At 49.4% G+C, this 18,957-nt stretch carries 13 protein-coding genes and 1 tRNA gene; 3 read left to right on the plus strand and 11 right to left on the minus strand.

The window, feature by feature from the left end:
• Positions 1-23 precede the first annotated feature (23 nt).
• The 9 genes from ACSV5M_RS03585 to topA all read right to left on the minus strand — a co-directional run bounded on the left by ACSV5M_RS03585 (position 24) and on the right by topA (position 12,300).
• Positions 24-1,889, minus strand: a complete 1,866-nt coding sequence (locus ACSV5M_RS03585; protein ID WP_439174222.1) for a SurA N-terminal domain-containing protein — start codon at positions 1,887-1,889, stop codon at positions 24-26.
• A 183-nt stretch (positions 1,890-2,072) separates the two neighbouring features.
• Positions 2,073-2,345: an HU family DNA-binding protein gene (locus ACSV5M_RS03590; protein WP_087465443.1), complete on the minus strand. Its 273-nt coding sequence runs from the start codon at positions 2,343-2,345 to the stop codon at positions 2,073-2,075.
• A 285-nt stretch (positions 2,346-2,630) separates the two neighbouring features.
• Positions 2,631-5,048, minus strand: coding sequence for an endopeptidase La (gene lon, locus ACSV5M_RS03595; RefSeq protein ID WP_439174223.1), 2,418 nt, complete (start codon positions 5,046-5,048; stop codon positions 2,631-2,633).
• A gap of 168 nt (positions 5,049-5,216) precedes the next feature.
• Positions 5,217-6,512, minus strand: a complete 1,296-nt coding sequence (clpX, locus tag ACSV5M_RS03600) for an ATP-dependent Clp protease ATP-binding subunit ClpX (RefSeq protein WP_439174224.1) — start codon at positions 6,510-6,512, stop codon at positions 5,217-5,219.
• 93 nt (positions 6,513-6,605) lie between these two features.
• Positions 6,606-7,241 carry an ATP-dependent Clp endopeptidase proteolytic subunit ClpP gene (gene clpP / locus ACSV5M_RS03605; RefSeq protein WP_439174225.1) on the minus strand — a complete coding sequence of 212 codons (636 nt, stop codon included), beginning with the start codon at positions 7,239-7,241 and terminating at the stop codon, positions 6,606-6,608.
• A gap of 181 nt (positions 7,242-7,422) precedes the next feature.
• Entirely contained in the window at positions 7,423-8,739 is a 1,317-nt protein-coding gene (tig, locus tag ACSV5M_RS03610) for a trigger factor (RefSeq protein WP_439174226.1), read from the minus strand.
• Between the two features lie 79 nt (positions 8,740-8,818).
• A tRNA-Leu gene (locus tag ACSV5M_RS03615) sits at positions 8,819-8,903 on the minus strand.
• Positions 8,904-9,076: 173 nt separating this feature from the next.
• On the minus strand, positions 9,077-9,610 hold the full coding sequence (locus ACSV5M_RS03620) for a DUF6586 family protein (protein WP_439174227.1): 534 nt from the start codon (positions 9,608-9,610) through the stop codon (positions 9,077-9,079).
• Positions 9,611-9,681: 71 nt separating this feature from the next.
• The gene (gene topA, locus ACSV5M_RS03625; RefSeq protein ID WP_439174228.1) at positions 9,682-12,300 is read right to left on the minus strand and encodes a type I DNA topoisomerase; all 2,619 of its coding nucleotides are present in this window, start codon (positions 12,298-12,300) and stop codon (positions 9,682-9,684) included.
• Positions 12,301-12,654: 354 nt separating this feature from the next.
• Here topA and ACSV5M_RS03630 point away from each other — a divergent pair, with 354 nt between their 5' ends.
• Positions 12,655-13,359 (plus strand): hypothetical protein, encoded by a 705-nt coding sequence (locus ACSV5M_RS03630; protein WP_439174229.1) that lies wholly within the window; start codon positions 12,655-12,657, stop codon positions 13,357-13,359.
• Between the two features lie 20 nt (positions 13,360-13,379).
• On the opposite strand, the gene ACSV5M_RS03635 is transcribed toward ACSV5M_RS03630, so the two are convergent.
• Positions 13,380-13,880, minus strand: a complete 501-nt coding sequence (locus ACSV5M_RS03635) for a hypothetical protein (protein WP_439174230.1) — start codon at positions 13,878-13,880, stop codon at positions 13,380-13,382.
• 149 nt (positions 13,881-14,029) lie between these two features.
• Here ACSV5M_RS03635 and ACSV5M_RS03640 point away from each other — a divergent pair, with 149 nt between their 5' ends.
• On the plus strand, positions 14,030-14,488 hold the full coding sequence (locus tag ACSV5M_RS03640; RefSeq protein WP_439174231.1) for a universal stress protein: 459 nt from the start codon (positions 14,030-14,032) through the stop codon (positions 14,486-14,488).
• 6 nt (positions 14,489-14,494) lie between these two features.
• Here the strand turns inward: ACSV5M_RS03640 and ACSV5M_RS03645 are convergent, their stop codons facing one another.
• Positions 14,495-16,429 (minus strand): ATP-binding cassette domain-containing protein, encoded by a 1,935-nt coding sequence (locus ACSV5M_RS03645; protein WP_439174232.1) that lies wholly within the window; start codon positions 16,427-16,429, stop codon positions 14,495-14,497.
• A 418-nt stretch (positions 16,430-16,847) separates the two neighbouring features.
• On the opposite strand from ACSV5M_RS03645, the gene ACSV5M_RS03650 reads away from it, so the two are divergent.
• A complete protein-coding gene (locus ACSV5M_RS03650; RefSeq protein WP_439174233.1) occupies positions 16,848-18,884 on the plus strand; it encodes a transglycosylase SLT domain-containing protein in 2,037 nt (678 codons plus the stop codon).
• Positions 18,885-18,957 lie beyond the last annotated feature (73 nt).

Here is an 18,957-nt window from a genome sequence, read left to right on the forward strand (position 1 = left end):
CGAATCGATGGGCTTTTTGTAAGCTAGCGTTTAATACTTGCGCTTTCGCGCAGAAGATCGCGGTAACTGGCGTACTCGCCCTGCCCGGTAATATTTTTCAATTGTGCAGCAATAGCTGTTTTCTGCTCCTCAGGCAATTCTTTCCCACCCAGGTTCACGGCGGACAGTGAAATCACCGCGTAGTCCCCGCTCGATGTACGGGTTGAACTGGTTATCGGTGCGTCACTCTTAGGCTTGGCAAGGCTAAACGCCTGACGCAGCACATCACGATCTACGTTGACGTCATTACGCTCTACAGCTTCAGCAACCTTGACCTCATAACCGGCGTCAGCAACAGCGGCCTCCAGGGTCTTGCCTGAGGCTACAGCCGCTTCGATCTCTTGGGCACGCGCAGCCAGGAGGCTTTGCACCTTATTGTCGCGGACAATTTTGGTAATCTGTTCTTTCACCTCATCAAGCGGCTTGATGTAGCTTTGTTGATGCTCGGTTTTCTTCAGAACCGCGACACGATTGGGCGCAAGCTCAATCACATCACTACTATTATTTTCCTGTAACACTTCATCGGAAAACGCCGCTGTAACAAATTGCGGTTCAGCCGCTATACCTTCACCGCCATTGCGACCAAACAGACCGGTGTTCTTATTCTGCAGACCCAACTCTTCAGCGACCTCGGCCAGATTCTCTGCGTTGTAGGAAAGATCACGCAATCTTTCGAGCAGGTTAACGAATTGATTTTCCGCTTCCGCACGCTTCAATTGGTCAACAATACGATTGCGCTCTTCTTCAAAGGTTGGCGGCTCTGAACCCCGCTCTGACACCAGCTTGATAAAGTGCGTGCCCGCGTCAGTTTTAACCGGAGCCGACACAGCGCCAACCTCCAAGGCTGCAAGAGCACTTTCAAATGCCTCTGGAAAGGCATCACCGCTGGTAAAGCCTAAGTCGCCCGCCTGCTCACGAGTGCCCAGGTCATCAGAGTATGTTTTTGCCACCTCAGCAAAATCCTCACCGGCGGCTAGTTTCTCACGTACCTCAGTTATTTTTGCTTCATCGTTATCTTCTATAAGAATATGTGCCGCTTCACGCTCGGTGCGCGCCTCAAACGCAGCAACATTTTGTTCAAATTGCCGGCGGGCCTGCTCTTCACTAACATCCATACCAGCCATCAGATCAGCAACGTTGAGATCAATATAGTCAACAGCAACCTGTTCGGGATGAGTGAAGGATTGAGTATTGGCTTGGTAATACGCATCAATTTCAGCTTCTGAAACTTCAACATTTTCACTGATTTTTGCGGCCGGAATGATTGCATAACTAAAGTCGCGGGTTTGAAAGCTTAAGGCAATGATAGTCTCCAGCTCCGCGGGAGTAACAAAACTGCTATCCACAACGCCTGCACTTAATTGATTGACCAGTGAATCTTCTGCGAGCGCCTTTTTGTAATTGGCGGGAGTAAAACCTGCAGTACGTAATAATTGTTGGTAAACATTCGGATCGAATGTGCCGTTACTACCCTGGAATTGTGGAGTCGATAAAATCTGTTGATTTACCGAACTATCGCCAATAGTCATACCTGCGTCTTTTGCCGCCTGGGTTAATACTTTTTGCTGAATCAGATTTTCTATAACCGGCTGACGAATATTTTCATCACTCAAAAAATCCGCCGGCAAGGAATCACCATATTGCGCAGCCATTTGCCGCTTGTAATTGGCGCTGGCACGAGCGATATCTATCTCTGTTATATCCTCACCATTGACGCTAACCACACCCTTAGTTGCCGGGTCAAAATTAAATAATGCCTCCGATCCGGATACCGCAAATATAATGACCAGGAATCCAATTAATATTCCCGATATAACCCCTTTGGAGTTGTCCCGAAGACTTTGCAACATGATGTGATCTACTCCTGACTTTCCAGCGATCTATTCTAATATTCAGGGGAAAACAACCTACGCCCGATATCATAGTTATTAAAGTAAAAAAGCCCCTTTTCAATAAAAAAGGCGCACCGATGGATGCGCCTTTTTTACAACACCAGCACTGTTATCGAATGTCAACAGTACCTGATATTCGGCTTAATTGACGGCGTCTTTCAAAGCTTTACCTGCTTTAAAACCAGGCACTTTGGCCGCTGCAATCTTAATCTCAGCGCCAGTTTGCGGATTGCGGCCGGTACGCGCTGCACGCTCTTTTACAGAGAAGGTACCAAAACCCACAAGAACTACAGAGTCTCCATTTTTCAGGGCACCAGTAATGCTGTCAACGACTGCGTCCAACGCACGACCAGCTGCCGCTTTAGGAATATCCGCAGACGCGGCAATGGCTTCAATCAGCTCAGTTTTATTCACACTTAACCCCTTTTGATTTATTTGTTTCAGAAATACGTTAGTACAGGCAAATTGTTATGTTGGACATCTACCCTGCACTACCGGTGCAGCAAATGAACTGCGATTTATACCAACTGACACCATAAGGGTCAAGGAGACATTGTTGCTTTATAGCACAGAATAACCCAATTGCCTGTATTTTGGTCAATTGGGTTATTCAGCCAGCATCCATGCGGGTTACAGCCATTTAATCACTCCTTGATTGTTACTTGTAGAAACTGTTGTAACCGCATAAGAAACACGCAATCAATGTGTGCTGATGCGGTTAGCGTTATCGTCTTTTTGCGCTTGCTTTTGCAACGCTTGATATTCCTCGTCAGACAAAGGCGTGGGCATATGCTGCAAAGCAATTTGCAAAACATCATCAATCCATTGTACCGGTTTGATAGTCAAATCCTCTTTGATATTGTCCGGAATTTCTTTGAGGTCGCGCTCATTCTCAGCAGGAATAATGACTGTTTTAATGCCGCCACGATGGGCCGCCAACAATTTTTCCTTTAATCCGCCAATACGCAGCACTTCCCCGCGCAGGGTAATTTCCCCTGTCATCGCAACATCGGCGCGGACCGGGATACCAGTAAGCACAGACACCAAGGCTGTGCACATCGCAATACCTGCACTTGGACCGTCTTTTGGTGTTGCTCCTTCAGGTACATGGATATGAATATCCACTTTTTCGTGATAATCAGGTGCAATTCCCAAGCTTTGGGCTCTGGATCTGACTACCGTCAATGCCGCCTGAATAGACTCCTGCATCACATCGCCAAGTGAGCCTGTCTTGATCATTCTGCCCTTACCAGCCACCGCAGACGACTCGATGGTCAAGAGTTCACCACCAACCTGTGTCCAGGCGAGACCGGTCACCTGACCAATCTGATCCTTATTCTCTGCGCGACCAAAATCAAATTTACGAACCCCCAAAAGATTCTCTAATGAATCCGGTTCGATGACATCTGCCTTGATACTTTTCTTCTTAACGTGGCTTGTAACAATTTTTCGGCATAACTTCGCAATTTCTCGTTCCAGTCCACGCACCCCGGCTTCACGGGTGTAATAGCGGACGATATCCCGAATAGCATCTGGCTTGATTGTGATCTCACTTTCTTTCAGGCCATTCGCTTCCAACTGCTTTGGAATCAGGTAACGAAGCGCGATATTGAGTTTTTCGTCCTCGGTATAACCAGGAATACGGATGACTTCCATCCGATCCAGTAATGGACCAGGGATATTCATCGAGTTAGAGGTACACACAAACATCACATCGGATAAATCATAATCCACTTCCAGATAGTGATCGTTGAAGTGACTGTTTTGTTCGGGATCGAGCACCTCCAGTAATGCTGAAGCTGGATCGCCCCGATTATCCATTCCCATCTTGTCAACTTCATCGAGCAAGAACAGTGGATTCTTGACACCAACCTTGGCCATCTTTTGAATCAGCTTGCCAGGCAAGGAGCCGATATAAGTACGACGATGGCCACGGATTTCTGCCTCATCGCGAACACCACCCAATGCCATCCGCACAAATTCACGATTCGTTGCACGCGCAATGGATTCACCCAATGATGTTTTACCAACACCCGGTGGGCCAACTAAACACAAGATAGGCCCTTTGATTTTCTTTACCCGTTGTTGAACAGCAAGGTATTCGAGGATGCGCTCTTTCACTTCCTCTAAACCGAAGTGATCTTTTTCCAACACCTCTTCCGCACGTGCAAGGTCATGGCGAACCTTCCTGCGCTTTTTCCATGGTACTTTCAACATCCAGTCAATGTAGGCACGCAGGACCGATGCCTCCGCAGACATGGGTGACATCATCTTCAATTTACCCAGTTCCGCCCGCGCTTTTTCTTCAACCTCTTTCGGCATACCCACTGCGTGGATTTTTTTCTCAAGCTCATCAATTTCATTGACGTCTTCGCCGAGGTCACCAAGCTCTTTTTGAATGGCTTTCATTTGCTCATTCAAATAATATTCACGCTGGCTTTTTTCCATTTGCTTTTTGACACGACCGCGGATTTTCTTTTCAACCTCGATCACATCAACTTCAGCATCCATTAAATTTAATAGATGCTCAATACGTTCGCGCACGCTCGCCATCTCGAGAATGGTTTGTTTCTGCGGAAGCTCGAGTGCCATATGCGCAGCAACGGTATCTGCCAAACGACCTGGATCATCAATACCTGACAGTGATGTAATAACTTCAGCTGGCACCTTCTTACTGAGATTTACATATTTTTCAAATTGGTCGATAGTAGAACGAATCAGCACATCTGCTTCTTTGCCGGATAATTCCTCTTCGGCCATCGGCAATATACGGGCTCGGAAAAAAGTATCGAGATCATCAATAGCTTCAATGTTGGCCCGCTCTACACCTTCAACCAATACCTTGACGGTGCCATCAGGTAATTTGAGTAGCTGCAAAATAGAGGCAATGGTACCGATAGAGTAAACATCTTCCGCCGTAGGATCATCTACCGAAGGGTTTCTTTGGGCGACCAACAATACTTGCTTGTCACTCACCATAGCACGCTCAAGGGCCTCTATGGATTTGCCACGACCGACAAACAATGGGGTAACCATGTGCGGATAAACCACCACGTCCCGCAGGGGTAACAAGGGCAATTCATTGGCATTGGAAACGGAAATATCTGATTGACTCATCAGGAATCCCTCATACTAGGAAAGATACTGCGCAGAGAGCGCAGTCATGCCTTAAGATTGGGGGCTATTTGAAAGAAATACAAGTTTGACTAGCTAAAAAAACGAAAAGAGCGCCGGCTTGGCGCTCTTTTGATAACAGTTGCTAATTTTTGAATTTCCCCTGGAAAATCAGTCCTCTTTGGCGACCTTGGCTGGCTTTTCGAGGTTTTCATATACCAGAATCGGTTCAGATTCACCTTTTATAACAGACTCATCTACAACCACTTTTACCACATGCTCTTCCGAGGGAATCCGATACATCGTATCCAGCAAGACAGACTCCATGATAGAGCGAAGCCCGCGAGCACCGGTTTTTCGTTCCATAGCCCGCTGCGCAACCGCATCCAATGCGTCTGGACGAAAGTCAATTGCCACGCCTTCCATATCAAATAGCCGTGCATACTGCTTGGTCAATGCATTGCGCGGCTCCGTCAGGATTCGGACCAGCGCCTCTTTATCCAACTCGTCGAGCGTTGCGATAACCGGTAGACGCCCCACAAACTCGGGAATAAGGCCATACCGTACCAGGTCTTCCGGTTCAAGGTCATGCAAGGTTTCACCGAAGTTACGCTTGTCATCCTTGCTTTTCACTTCAGCGCTGAAACCAATCCCGCCTTTCTCGGAACGCTCACGAATAACCTTATCAAGACCGGCAAAAGCACCACCGCAAATGAACAATATATTTGAGGTGTCGACCTGCAAAAATTCCTGCTGTGGGTGCTTGCGACCGCCTTGCGGTGGCACGGATGCAATAGTCCCCTCTATCAGCTTTAACAACGCCTGCTGTACACCTTCACCCGAAACATCTCGTGTAATGGAAGGGTTGTCTGATTTGCGGGAAATCTTGTCGATTTCGTCAATATAAACGATGCCTTGCTGCGCTTTCTCTACATCGTAGTCACATTTTTGCAACAATTTCTGAATGATATTTTCTACGTCTTCACCAACATATCCCGCCTCGGTCAAGGTGGTTGCATCGGCAATGGTAAAAGGCACATCGAGTAAACGCGCCAGGGTTTCAGCCAGCAAGGTTTTACCGCTACCGGTCGGGCCGACTAACAGGATATTACTTTTGCCCAATTCTACAGGTTCTTTATCCTTACCTTTCTCACCAACCCTGAGGCGCTTGTAATGGTTGTACACAGCCACGGCCAATACTTTCTTGGCCTTCTGTTGACCAATGACATATTGATCCAGAATGGCGGAAATTTCGTGAGGTTTCGGCAATTTGTCTGAGCTGCCTTCAATACTGCTCTCTTGTATCTCTTCGCGAATAATGTCGTTACATAAATCAACACATTCATCACAAATGAATACCGAGGGCCCTGCAATTAATTTGCGAACCTCATGCTGACTTTTGCCACAAAACGAGCAATATAAGAGTTTCCCGTTTTTGTCGCCAGCGTCACTGGTGTGATCGGTCATTGAAACCACTCCGTCATGTATTTCAAGATAACTATGCGTGCGTTACCTTGGATTTCAAGCTCCGCAGTTCTTTTTATAACTCACTGCATGGATTTATTTGGTGATTATGCGCTTTTCAATTACTGCATCAACCAAACCGTATTCCTGGGATTGCGTTGCTGACATAAAATTGTCGCGCTCAGTATCTCTTTCGATTTTTTCCACTGGTTGCCCCGTATGGAATGCCATCAGCTCGTTTAGACGCCCGCGAATCTTTAAAATTTCCTGGGCGTGAATATGGATATCAGAGGCCTGACCTTGGGCACCACCGCTGGGCTGATGAATCATGACCCTCGAGTTAGGCAAACAATAACGCTTACCCTTCGCGCCGGCGGTCAACAAAAAAGCACCCATGCTACAAGCTTGGCCAATGCACATCGTGCTTACATCCGGCTTGATAAATTGCATGGTGTCATAAATTGACATTCCGGCCGTCACTGAACCACCGGGAGAATTAATATATAAATGAATATCTTTGTCGGGATTTTCAGCTTCCAGAAACAGCAACTGAGCCACAACCAGATTAGCCATATAGTCTTCGACTGGCCCCACCAAAAAGATCACCCGCTCTTTCAATAAACGGGAATAAATATCGTATGAGCGCTCACCGCGCGCCGTTTGTTCTACAACGATGGGCACCAGGCCACTGTTGATAATGGATGGGGCTGATTTGGAATAATCGTACGACATGTGCCTTCTTTTTTCCTTGTGCCAGGGAAAGAAACAACTCAGATCAACCAGTTGCAGACCTGATATGACAATAGGGAGCTTAACCTGTGATGCGATTATATGCCAGTATCAAGCGCATTTGGGGAGAGAATTTGGGAGGAAGAAAGCCGCAAAATCAGCGTTTTGCGGCTTTTTTGAACATTTATCGCTGAGGGTTGGTGGACTTGATTACTTCGTCGTAGCTGGACTGCTGCTCAGCAACTTTCGCCTGGGAGAGAATGTAATCAACCACCTGATCTTCCAGGACAGCAGATTCAACACCCGCCATCAGCTCACGGTTGCTGTTGTAGTATTCGATAACTTCCTGAGGCTCCTGATAAGTCGAAGCAATGTCATCAATCATAGATTTCACACGCTTGGCATCCGGCTTCAGCTTGGCCGACTTGACAATTTCACCCACAATCAAACCAAGAGTTACGCGGCGCTCGGCTTCTTCCTGGAACATGGTATCGGGCAACAGGGATTTGACGTCAAAGTTCTGCTTTTGGCCGCCAAAACGTTGCAGCATCTGCTCCCTTAACACATTGATCTCATTAGCCACCAGAGCCTTGGGAACCTCGGTGGAATGGGAAGCCATCAATGCATCCATCACCTGCCCTTTAACCTTGGCTTTAATGGCATTGCTCAGCTCGCGATCCATGTTGGCCTTAACTTCTTTACGGAACTGCTTCTCGCCACCCTTTTCAACACCGAACTTCTGGAAAAATGCCTTGTTCAGTTCAGGCAAGACACTTTCAGATACCGTGTGAACCTTGATAGCAAATTCAGCATTCGCGCCTTTCAATTCTTCGGATTGATAGTCTTCCGGGAAGGTCACCTTAATAACTTTTTCTTCGCCGGCCTTCATACCGACAATACCGTCTTCAAATCCGGGAATCATGGATTTGGAGCCCAGCACCAGATCCTGGCCTTCGGCTTTGCCACCAGCAAACTCCACGCCGTCTTTGGTGCCAACAAAATCAATATTGACCTTGTCGCCATCAGCTGCAGCGCGATCTACTTCGGTCCAGGTAGCCTGATGTTTACGCAGAACCTCGATCATATTGTCGATGTCCGCTTCCGTCACCTCGGCTGAAATACGAGTCAATTCATAGGTGCTCAAATCACTTAAGGTAACCGTAGGATACACCTCAAAGGTAGCAACATATTCCAGGTCCTTGCCAATTGCCATTTGCTTCGGCTGGATGCTTGGCTGACCTGCAGGCTTCACGTTCTCTTTTTGTACAGCTTCGTAAAAGGAGCGGCTGATCACTTCACCGACAACTTCCTGGCGCACGCCGGCACCATAACGGCGCTTAACTTCAGATAATGGCACTTTACCCTTGCGGAAACCGTTAATACGCACATTGCGGGCAGCCTCTTTCAGGCGCTTTTCTACTTCGCTTTCTACTTGCTCAGCAGGCACGCCAATCGTCAGACGGCGCTCCAGACCAGAAGTCGTTTCAAGTGAAACCTGCATATTATCCTCGTGATATAACAAAGATTATTCAAATGGGAGTGGTGCTGCGGAAAGCAACTCGCTCATAACCTGCTCAAAATGGTGCGGTCGGAGAGACTCGAACTCTCACACCTTGCGGCGCCAGAACCTAAACCTGGTGTGTCTACCAATTCCACCACGACCGCATATGCCAAAACTTGAAATGGTAATTGGCGATATAAAAAGCGCTAACCCTTTGATTTCTATAATTAAAATAAGAGATCAAACCGGCTCATGGGCGCGAAGGGTGCTGATTGTGCCACAGTCGTTGATGACGTTCAACAAAAGGCTGTGGTTTCGCGACTCAAGTTTATCGCGCTTAATATTCGCTGCTTGTTTCGCGTTGCCGGGCGATAAGCGATGAGAATGAATTTTCCCACTGTCGAAGTATCTCCGGATCCACGTCCAGATCCTGATCAGCACCCTCGAGAATCTTCACAGCGATGAGGTTATCCGACTCCGCGTCATTATCCCGGTGTTCTGAATCATCTTTCGACGCCGACCATACGCTTTTGTAATAGCGCTGCAGTTGACCCAGCCAGGAATTCGGATCGTCCACCAGCAACGTCAGCTCCGTCGCCTCCGCCGGCGCCTTGTCAATCGCTGCTAATGCGGCGACCAGACTGGAACAATCGTTGATTTCTGCAACATCAGCCACCCGATAATTCTCCGCCAGTTCACGCAGGTAATGATGGAAGCCACATACCAAATGAAATACAACCGCGTCCATCAGTGCCTGCAACTGCAGCCGCTCTGCCGCTGAGGTGGGATGATCTGACACAGAGGCTATTTTAAGGAGCGCACGCGCATAGGCTAACTTCTGGTTAACACGTGAAAGACTGGCGTTGGCCATAATGCATCCCCTTATATAACTGTGGCGCACCCAGTGCGCCACACAATCGAACAATTAGTAATCAACAAGAATTATTTTGACGGCACCCATTTTCCGTTTTGATAGAAAGCCTTCCAACCGGTCGCCTTGCCATCAACCTCTGTCTGCACATATTGCTCTTTGGTTTTACGGCTGAAGCGAATGACCGTTTTATTACCTTCGGGATCTTTAACCGGCGCAGATAATAAGAAGCGATACTTGGGATCAATCTGGTCTTTATAAGGCAGCAGTTCCACAACCAGTGGCGCCCGGGTTTCCCGATTTTTGGGAAATTGGCTGGCTGCCAGGAACAACCCCGATGCACCGTCACGCAGTACATAGTGATCGTCCACTTTTTCGCACTTTAATTCAGGCATGGCAATCGGGTCGACTTTTGGCGGCGCCGCCTCCCCATTTTTCAGCAGCTTGCGCGTATTTTTACATTCGCTGTTGGTGCAGCCGAAATACTTCCCGAACCGGCCCGTTTTAAGCTGCATTTCACTGCCGCATTTATCACACTCAAGTGTGGGGCCTTCGTAGCCTTTTAACTTGAAAGTGCCCTGTTCGATTTCATAACCTGGACAGTCAGGGTTATTGCCACAAATATGGATCTTGCGGCGCTCATCAAGCAGGTAACTATCCATGGCAGAATTACAGAGCTTACAACGATGCTTGGCTCGCAGTTGTTTGGATTCCGCTTCTTCATCAGCATCGGCATCAATGACCTCGTGGCCAGATACCAGGTTCATGGTGTTCTTGCAGCGCTCTTTGGGCGGCAGGTTATAACCGGAACAGCCCAGGAAAACCCCTGTACTACCGGTGCGAATTTGCATATGCCGGCCACACAGATCGCATTTCACATCCGTGTCGGTGGGGTCGTTGGCACGCATACCTTTGGTTTTACTGTGAGCCTGGCGCAACTTGTTCGTGAAGCCCGCATAAAATTCATCTAGCAACTTCCGCCAGTCTTTGCCGCCTTGCGCTACCACATCAAGTGATTCTTCCATATTGGCGGTAAAGCTGTAATCCATCAGATCATCGAAGCTTTCAACCAGGCGTTCCGTGACAATATCGCCCATCTTCTCGGCGTAGAAGCGACGATTTTCCAGACGGACATAGCCGCGCTCCTGGATGGTAGAGATAATCGAAGCATAGGTAGATGGGCGCCCGATGCCACGTTTTTCCAGCTCCTTCACCAGACTTGCTTCGCTATAACGAGCTGGCGGCTTGGTAAAGTGCTGCGCCGGATTAAGTTTAATAAGCGGCAAGACCTGGCCTACCTTCATATCCGGTAGAACAACGTCTTCATCCTTTTTGGCCAGTTGGGGCAGGACTTTGGTGAAGCCATCAAAGCGAATCACCCGACCGCGGGTGCGCAACTCGTAGTCTGCCGCGTTAACCACTACCGTCGTACTGGTATATTCCGCCGGGCTCATCTGACAGGCGACAAATTGCTGCCAGATAAGAGAATACAAACGCTCAGCGTCCCGCTCCATACCGCTGAGGTGGTTCGGAAGCACAGAAACACTGGAAGGACGAATGGCTTCGTGAGCCTCCTGGGCACCCTCTTTGCTGGAATATACGGGTGGATTTTCAGGTAAATAACGCTTTCCGTATTGATCGAGGATATAAGCGCGACAGGATTCCACTGCCTCCTGGCTCAAATTCGTAGAATCGGTACGCATATAAGTGATGTAACCCGCCTCGTACAATCGCTGGGCCATCATCATGGTCTTCTTTACCCCGAACCCGAGGCGAGTGCTGGCCGCCTGTTGCAGGGTCGAGGTAATAAAAGGAGCAGAGGGTTTTGATTGGGTCGGTTTATCTTCACGGCTGGCCACGGTGTAGCTGGCATCTTGCAGCACCCGCACGGCCGCCATGGCGTCAGCTTCATTCAGCGGTTTAAAGGCATCGTCTTTGTATTTTTTAACTTCGAACGCTGCTTGCGCCTTGTCAGCTTTAAGGTCGGCAAAGACGGTCCAATATTCTTCCGGTATAAACGCGCGAATTTCACGCTCGCGTTCTACCACCAGGCGAACGGCCACTGACTGGACACGCCCGGCTGATAGGCCCCGCGCCACCTTTTCCCACAACAGTGGTGAAACCATATAGCCTACAACCCGATCAAGGAAGCGGCGCGCTTGTTGCGCATCCACACGGTTCTGGTCTATCGGGCCAGGACTTTTAAAGGCATTCTGGATGGCTGATTTAGTGATCTCATTAAATACGACGCGGCGGTAGCGGTCATTGTCACCGCCAATTGCCTCACGCAGGTGCCACGCAATGGCTTCCCCCTCCCGGTCCAAGTCCGTTGCGAGGTAAACCTGATCGGCTTTTTCCGCCAATTTTTTCAGCTCCTCTACAACCTTCTCTTTTCCCGGCAAAATTTCATAATGGGCGGCCCAGTTATTCTCCGGGTCAATTCCCATACGATTAATAAGTTGTTGTTTGCCCTTTTGCTCCTGATAAGCCGCCTTTTCTTCAGCGGACATCTTGCGTGTTGCAGCAGCTTGCTTAGCCCGCTCTTTGGCGTCCACGGGCTTGGATGCGCCACTGGTTGGCAGGTCACGGATGTGGCCGATACTGGATTTGACGATAAAATCCCCACCAAGATATTTATTGATTGTTTTAGCTTTGGCTGGTGATTCGACAATTACTAAGGATTTGCCCATAGCGTTCTTCTATAAATTCCCAATAAGTGGTCTGGCGGCTGCGCCAATGGCGGCGTATATTTCAACAGTCCCTTGAGGCAGATATCGTAAGACGGGCTAAAATGCCGACAAGGTGCGCATATATAAGTCTTGAATCTATCAGGGTCAAGGGGCTGCCCTGCGACAAGGCCGGTTAAAATGGTCGTTCCTGAGCATTGACGAGCATCTGAGCCCGTCTTTCGCCAGCACCGAAGGACCGCACTAACCCTTTGATTTTATTTTATTTTTTTGAAGTTTATTTGATTTATCCCCAAGCTTGCCATCACGCGTGCAAGACCGGGGTAATTTTTTACTGAATATTACCGAAGATTGCTGATGACTCTTCTTTTTATACTCATATTTGTCACTCTCGCCGCACTGGGGTTGGTCAGTACCATCAATCAAATGCAAAAACGTGAGCGCACACGCCGCATGCAACAGCGGCAAATGCGACTGCAGGTGGAGCTTCTGGAAGAAGTTGTTGATTGTCTGATGCAGACACTACCGGACCGACAAATAGCCAAACATGTGAACGATGAGATCCTCGACCTTTTGCAAAAGATACTGCAGCTGGAGCGACGCAACACCACTCACATCGAAGCCAGCATCAAGTATGCGGAAACACGCGGGAATGAATTGGTTGCCCTTAAATCTCGGCCGCGTACCAGTTACCTCAAAGACAGCGACGTTCAGATTGCCCAGGCGCAATCACATCTCAATAAAGCCGCCCAAGTGCTGCGCCATCGGCATAGTCTGGGTCGAGTAAGCGATGAGGAGCTGGATGTTTATCTCAATGAACTCAGCTGGGCACACTTGATGGTGAGCGCTGTTTCCTTTATCGGTCAGGGGTACAAAGCCAGTGGCCGGGGCGACATCTTTTCAGCCCAGGCCTACTATAAAAAAGCCCAGTATTTACTTATTGAATCCACCCACTCCGATCCTAAACGCATGCGTATGATCAGGGAATTGGGGGAAACCATAGCAGGTACCCGCAAAGCATTGAGCGAAGACCTGGTGCCCGAAGACGCGGCACTGCTTTAAACGCCTCCTGAGGAACTTGCTCAGTTGGACCGCACCAATTGCAATTGCTGGAGCAACTGAAACAAGGTCTCGAGCCGGGCAATTCCGCCTGCTTCAGACCAGTAAAAACCGTACCCCTGAACCCCCGCTTCCACCGCGTGAACAGAAGCGGGCAACTGGGGCAGTATTTTTTCCAGTTTACCCAATTCAGCAGGCGCAGCACGGCCATTACCGTACCATTGCCAGGAGCCCATATAGTGAGCTTCGTGGGCATAGGGTGTGCGAACCAATAACCACTCCGGGCGCGCTTGCGTCTTCGAGGGCGTCTCATCAGGTAGCGAGTAGACGGGCATTGCCGAGGGTGCTTCGGTATCGGTCTTTTGTTGCGGCAAGGAGACGACACGTATCCGCATTCCCATCTCCATCGCTTTGCGGCGCAAGTGTTCCTGGCTGCGCTGGGTTGCGTTAGGTTGTAACATCATAATCGGCCCCAGTACCATCGCCACAACACCAATCACGATAAGAATTATCCAGAGATTCATTCGATTTTTTCCTGTTCATCCTGTTACATAGTGGAGGGTTTACCGGTCTGGTCACGTTTGATAAATGAGACTAGTATTAGGAAATCTCACACGTTGGGCTATTGCAACTAGACAATAATTAATCAAAGGTTTCACACGGGACAGCCATTATGACTCCGCTCTATCGCCATATCATTGTCGGGTTGGATTTATCTGAAGAATCACCACAGGTGTTATCCAAAGCAGTCGCATTGGCCAAAGCCTGTGAGGCGCAATTGAGTGTGGCACACGTCATTGAGCCGATCACATTTGCTTATGGCGGGGATATGCCGGTGGATTTATCGGAAGTCCAGGAACAACTGCAGCTCAAAGCGGAACAGGAGCTGCAACGTCTGGCCAGCCAGGCCAATTTCCCTATCCAACAGGAACATGTGCTCGTGGGCCAACCAGCCACTGAACTCCATTACCTGGCCAATCAACAGGATGCCGATCTGATTATTGTTGGCAGCCATGGGCGTAAGGGCTTTGCACTTTTGCTCGGTTCTACGTGTAACAGTGTATTGCACGGCGCCATGTGTGACGTCCTGGCGGTCCGGGTCAATCCTCCCGAAGACAAAAAATCATCGTAGCCAGTGTTAGTTTGCTTGCTGCAGGTCCTCAAGCTCCGCCCAGCGTTCGAAACATTGCTCCAGCTCCGCTTCGATGTGGGCCAGGGCTTGCATCTTTGCGTCTACATGGCTTTTGTCCCGAGTAAAAAATTCCGGTGCTGAAACTTCCGCCTGAAGTTCTGCTTGTTGTTGCTCCAGTTGTTCTATTTTTCCAGGCAGCTCATCAAACTCCCGCTGCAGTTTATAGCTGAGTTTTTTGCCGCGGGACGCGGGTTTTGGTTCTGCTTTGGGCTGCTGTGGCGACTGCTCCGTTGATGGCAATGAGGCCGCTTCACTTGCAGGTAAATCCGGTTCAGTCCACTTCCCACCCTGACGAATCCAGTCATCGTAACCACCGACATATTCCAACACATTACCGCGCCCTTCAAAGGCGATGACGCTGGTCACGATGTTATTCAGGAATGCACGATCGTGACTCACCAAAAGCACGGTTCCATCGTAGTCATTGAGGATGTCTTCCAAAAGTTCCAGTGTTTCCACATCCAGGTCATTGGTAGGTTCGTCGAGGACCAGGAGATTGGCTGACTTACTGAATAGCTTTGCCAGCAATACTCGATTTCGCTCACCGCCCGACAATGCGCGCAGCGGCGTGCGTGCGCGCTCACCGGTAAAGAGAAAATCACTCAGGTAAGAAATAATATGAACGTTTCTTTTGCCTTTACCGTCATCCAGTTCGATAAATTCGCGCCCTTCGGCAATGTTGTCGACAGCGTTTTTATCCAGATCCAATTGGTCACGCAATTGATCAAAATAAGCAATGCTAAGATTCGTTCCCAAACGAACCTGACCGCGCTGCGGTTGCAATTCACCCAGAATCAGTTTTAACAGCGTACTTTTACCCACACCGTTGGCGCCAACCAGGCCAATGCGGTCACCACGTATAATCGTGCTGGAAAAATCCTGCACAATGACTTTATCGCCCCAGGCGTAATGAACACCGGTTAATTCCACAACCAGTTTTCCTGAGGCTTCACCGCTGGCCAGTGAGAAATTGGCTTTTCCGATAACTTCACGCCGTTGCGAGCGAACATTACGCAACTCTTTGAGTGCCCTCACCCGCCCTTCATTGCGCGTGCGGCGCGCCTTGATCCCCTGGCGAATCCAGACTTCCTCTTGCGCAAGTTTTTTATCAAACAGCGCGTTATGACGCGCCTCTTCCGCAAGCGCCTGTTCGCGATAAACCAGATAGCTCGCGTAGTCACCGGCCCAGTAACGCAAGTGACCGCGGTCCAGTTCGGCTATATGAGTAGCCAGCGTTTGCAGCAAGGAGCGGTCATGCGTGATAAAAACCAGCGCGCCTTTAAAATTGAGCAACTGTTTTTCGAGCCAGTCGATTGCAGCAATATCCAGATGGTTGGTCGGTTCGTCGAGCAGTAATACATCCGGGTCACCCACCAGCGCCTTGGCCAGCGCAACACGACGGCGCCAGCCGCCCGACAATTCGCGCATATAACGTTCCGCTGGCAGCTCCAGGCGCGACAACACCGTCTCAACCTGTTGTTGCAAACTCCAACCATCGCGCGCTTCTATGTGTTGCTGCAGCTCAGCCATACGCGCCATCCGCGCATCAGAAAAATCGGCAGCGTGAGCTAACTGGCGATACTCTGCCAATAAATCACCCATACCCTGAAATTGCGCAGCCACCACATCCAATACTTTGCGATCATCTGCCTCCGGCAGGTCCTGCTCCAGACGCGCAATACGCACGCCGCTCTGCCGGATCACATCGCCCTTGTCCAGATCAACGTCGCCGGCAATGACTTTCAACAAGCTGGATTTGCCTGCACCGTTTCGCCCGATCAAGCACAGCCGCTGCCCGCGTTCAATGGTGAGGTCGATCTGATCCAGTAGCACTTGCAAGCCGTAACTCAAATAGGCTTTTTCCAATTTAATCAAGGACATAAGAAAGTCATTCACCCACAGTCGTAAGAATCGAATACCGCCTCGGCTGGCGAGGGCCAGCATGATAACGCTTTTGCGCCTTATAACGCAGGCTAAATTGCTCCTATTCAGGTATCAACGAGCACAGGTTTTGATCATAAAGATTGAACTGGAGTTACGTCAAAAAGTCGAACTCAGCAGGCAAATGGCATGATTTAATTGCATAAGATAATGAATAAGAGCAGGCGAACAGACGACACGTTTTCCCACTTTATATCAATACGTTAGAAATTTTTTCTCTATAGAAGATGAAGTTTACGCTGGCCACTGGCGAATCCGATAATCCACTGTTATTCTCAATGTATTCGCTATCAACAGGGCTTTTCGATAAAGCCGGAATTCTGTTTTAAATCGCGTTAAGACGTACCCGAGGTTTTCAATGCGCGCATGGTTTTTGTCGGCACTCCGCCCGCTCGCCGCCGGAGTGTTTTGTAGCTTTATTAGCTTCCCCCACGCCTTTGGGATTGAAAAAGATCCTGTCGTACCACCTTCACCCGATACAGGCGAAACGGTTAAAGCAAGCGAAGCGGTAGTTGAGACTTTGGTTCATGTGGATCGAGCCAAGCAACGGAAGGATTACGCCGCTGCTAAAACAGCCCTGAATCGCCGCCAGGTAAAAACCTACAATACACTAGTGGCCGCATTGAAAGATTATCCGCTATTGCCCTACCTCGAATATCAGGATATTGGTGATCGTCTGAATAGTTTGCCCAAAGCGGACGTGGCCGCATTCTTGTCCGCCTATCCCGGTTCCTACCTGAGTGATCGTCTCTCCCATCGTTGGTTGAGAACACTGGCAACCCGCCAGAAATGGCAGGACTACAACATCTTTTATAATGCGGAATTAAATGATCCCGAGCTTGCCTGCAACAGCCTTCGTGCTCGCCTGGAAACAGGTGATGAAACGGCCTATGACGATGTTGCACCGTTATGGAATATCGCCGAATCACAATCCAAAGCCTGTGACCCGGTGTTTACCCGCTGGATAGCGGCCGGAAAACTGACCCCTGAGCTGCTATGGGAAAGGCACAGCAAAGCCTTGCAAGCCGGCAATAACAGTCTTGCCAGTTATCTATCCCGTCAAATGGCGGAGCCGCAGCAAAAGCTCGCAACGCTTTTTCAGGAGGTGCGTCGCAATCCTAGCCTGTTAACGCAAACCACACGCTTTAGCACCCAGTCACCGGAAATGCAGGAAATCATACTTTACGGCTTACAGCGCCTGGCGTTAACAGACGCCCCGAAGGCATTGGTTCTCTGGCAAGGTTACGACGCGCAACAATTGTTTGAAGACAGCCAACGCCTGGAAACTCAATACCATATTGCAACCCGCCTGCTGCGCCAGGCCAATCCGGAGGCGGCGGAAACCCTGCTGTCATCTATCTCCCAGATTACCAGCACCGACCTCACCGAAGCGTTGATTCGCGATTCCCTGCGCAAGCAGGATTGGGAAAAAGCCTACACCTGGTTGACCAGATTACCGGTCGATGCACAACAAACCGAGCGCTGGTTATATTGGCGCGCCCGCATTATGGAAGAGCTTGATATCAAGGAAGTCGATGGCCAAAGCGTGCAATCGCTTTATAACCGCGTCGCCGCGACCCGCAGTTTTTACGGCTTTTTATCTGCGGATAAATTAGGTTACGAATATCGACTGGTTGATAAGCCCATGCTGATCTCCCCTGAGTTGCAACATCAGGTTGAGCAGGCACCAGGTATTCAGCGGGCGCGGGAGCTCTATATTCTGGGTGACATCTATGGCGCAAGCCGGGAATGGTTTCACACCACGCGCCGTATGAAAACTGAAGAGATTGTCGCTGCCGGTCGGCTGGCAGACCGCTGGGGTTGGCACCGCCAGGGCATTCAGGCGATGATCGACGCAGAATACTGGGACGACCTGCAAGTCCGTTTCCCACTCGCTTATCAGGAGCATGTTGCGACTGCTGCAAAAGCCACCTCGGTTAACCCGCTGTTCCTTTTTGCCATTGCACGGCAGGAAAGTGCATTCAGTCCCGATGCACGCTCTTCAGCAGGTGCCTTAGGCTTGATGCAGTTGATGCCCGCAACAGCGTTACATACAGCCAAGAGCACCGGCATCCCCTATTCCAGCCAGCACGATTTATTAAAGCCGGAAAAAAACATTGCTTTGGGTAGTCGTTACCTGAACCAATTATTGAACCAGTTTAACGGCAACCGCATCCTTGCGGCAGCGGCATACAACGCGGGTCCGACTCGGGTCAAACAATGGTTGAGCAAGGACGATGCAAAATTGCCCTATGACGTCTGGATTGAAACCATTCCATTCCATGAAACCCGCGGTTATGTCCAGAATGTCTTGTCGTTTTCGGTCATCTACGGCTATCGTACTGGCGAGAAGCAACCGTTTATCACGCCGCTGGAAGCTGGTAATTCCTTATAGTCTGTGTATTTGTTGAAGGCCCGGTATCGCCAAAAAAGCGGGCCTTTATTCATCTCCTGCCTTGAGTTTCCAT

The organism is Cellvibrio sp. ARAG 10.3 (genome assembly GCF_051846955.1).
Classification (GTDB): domain Bacteria; phylum Pseudomonadota; class Gammaproteobacteria; order Pseudomonadales; family Cellvibrionaceae; genus Cellvibrio.

What these genes read in the sequence shown, in the direction of transcription:
- ACSV5M_RS03620 (WP_439174227.1), bottom strand. Translation starts at nt 9,610, where the DNA reads ATGGCCAACGCCAGTCTTTCACGTGTTAACCAGAAGTTAGCCTATGCG.
- lon (WP_439174223.1), bottom strand. Translation starts at nt 5,048, where the DNA reads ATGAGTCAATCAGATATTTCCGTTTCCAATGCCAATGAATTGCCCTTG.
- topA (WP_439174228.1), bottom strand. Translation starts at nt 12,300, where the DNA reads ATGGGCAAATCCTTAGTAATTGTCGAATCACCAGCCAAAGCTAAAACA.
- ACSV5M_RS03635 (WP_439174230.1), bottom strand. Translation starts at nt 13,880, where the DNA reads ATGAATCTCTGGATAATTCTTATCGTGATTGGTGTTGTGGCGATGGTA.
- clpX (WP_439174224.1), bottom strand. Translation starts at nt 6,512, where the DNA reads ATGACCGATCACACCAGTGACGCTGGCGACAAAAACGGGAAACTCTTA.
- ACSV5M_RS03650 (WP_439174233.1), top strand. Translation starts at nt 16,848, where the DNA reads ATGCGCGCATGGTTTTTGTCGGCACTCCGCCCGCTCGCCGCCGGAGTG.
- clpP (WP_439174225.1), bottom strand. Translation starts at nt 7,241, where the DNA reads ATGTCGTACGATTATTCCAAATCAGCCCCATCCATTATCAACAGTGGC.
- tig (WP_439174226.1), bottom strand. Translation starts at nt 8,739, where the DNA reads ATGCAGGTTTCACTTGAAACGACTTCTGGTCTGGAGCGCCGTCTGACG.
- ACSV5M_RS03585 (WP_439174222.1), bottom strand. Translation starts at nt 1,889, where the DNA reads ATGTTGCAAAGTCTTCGGGACAACTCCAAAGGGGTTATATCGGGAATA.
- ACSV5M_RS03645 (WP_439174232.1), bottom strand. Translation starts at nt 16,429, where the DNA reads ATGTCCTTGATTAAATTGGAAAAAGCCTATTTGAGTTACGGCTTGCAA.
- ACSV5M_RS03640 (WP_439174231.1), top strand. Translation starts at nt 14,030, where the DNA reads ATGACTCCGCTCTATCGCCATATCATTGTCGGGTTGGATTTATCTGAA.
- ACSV5M_RS03630 (WP_439174229.1), top strand. Translation starts at nt 12,655, where the DNA reads ATGACTCTTCTTTTTATACTCATATTTGTCACTCTCGCCGCACTGGGG.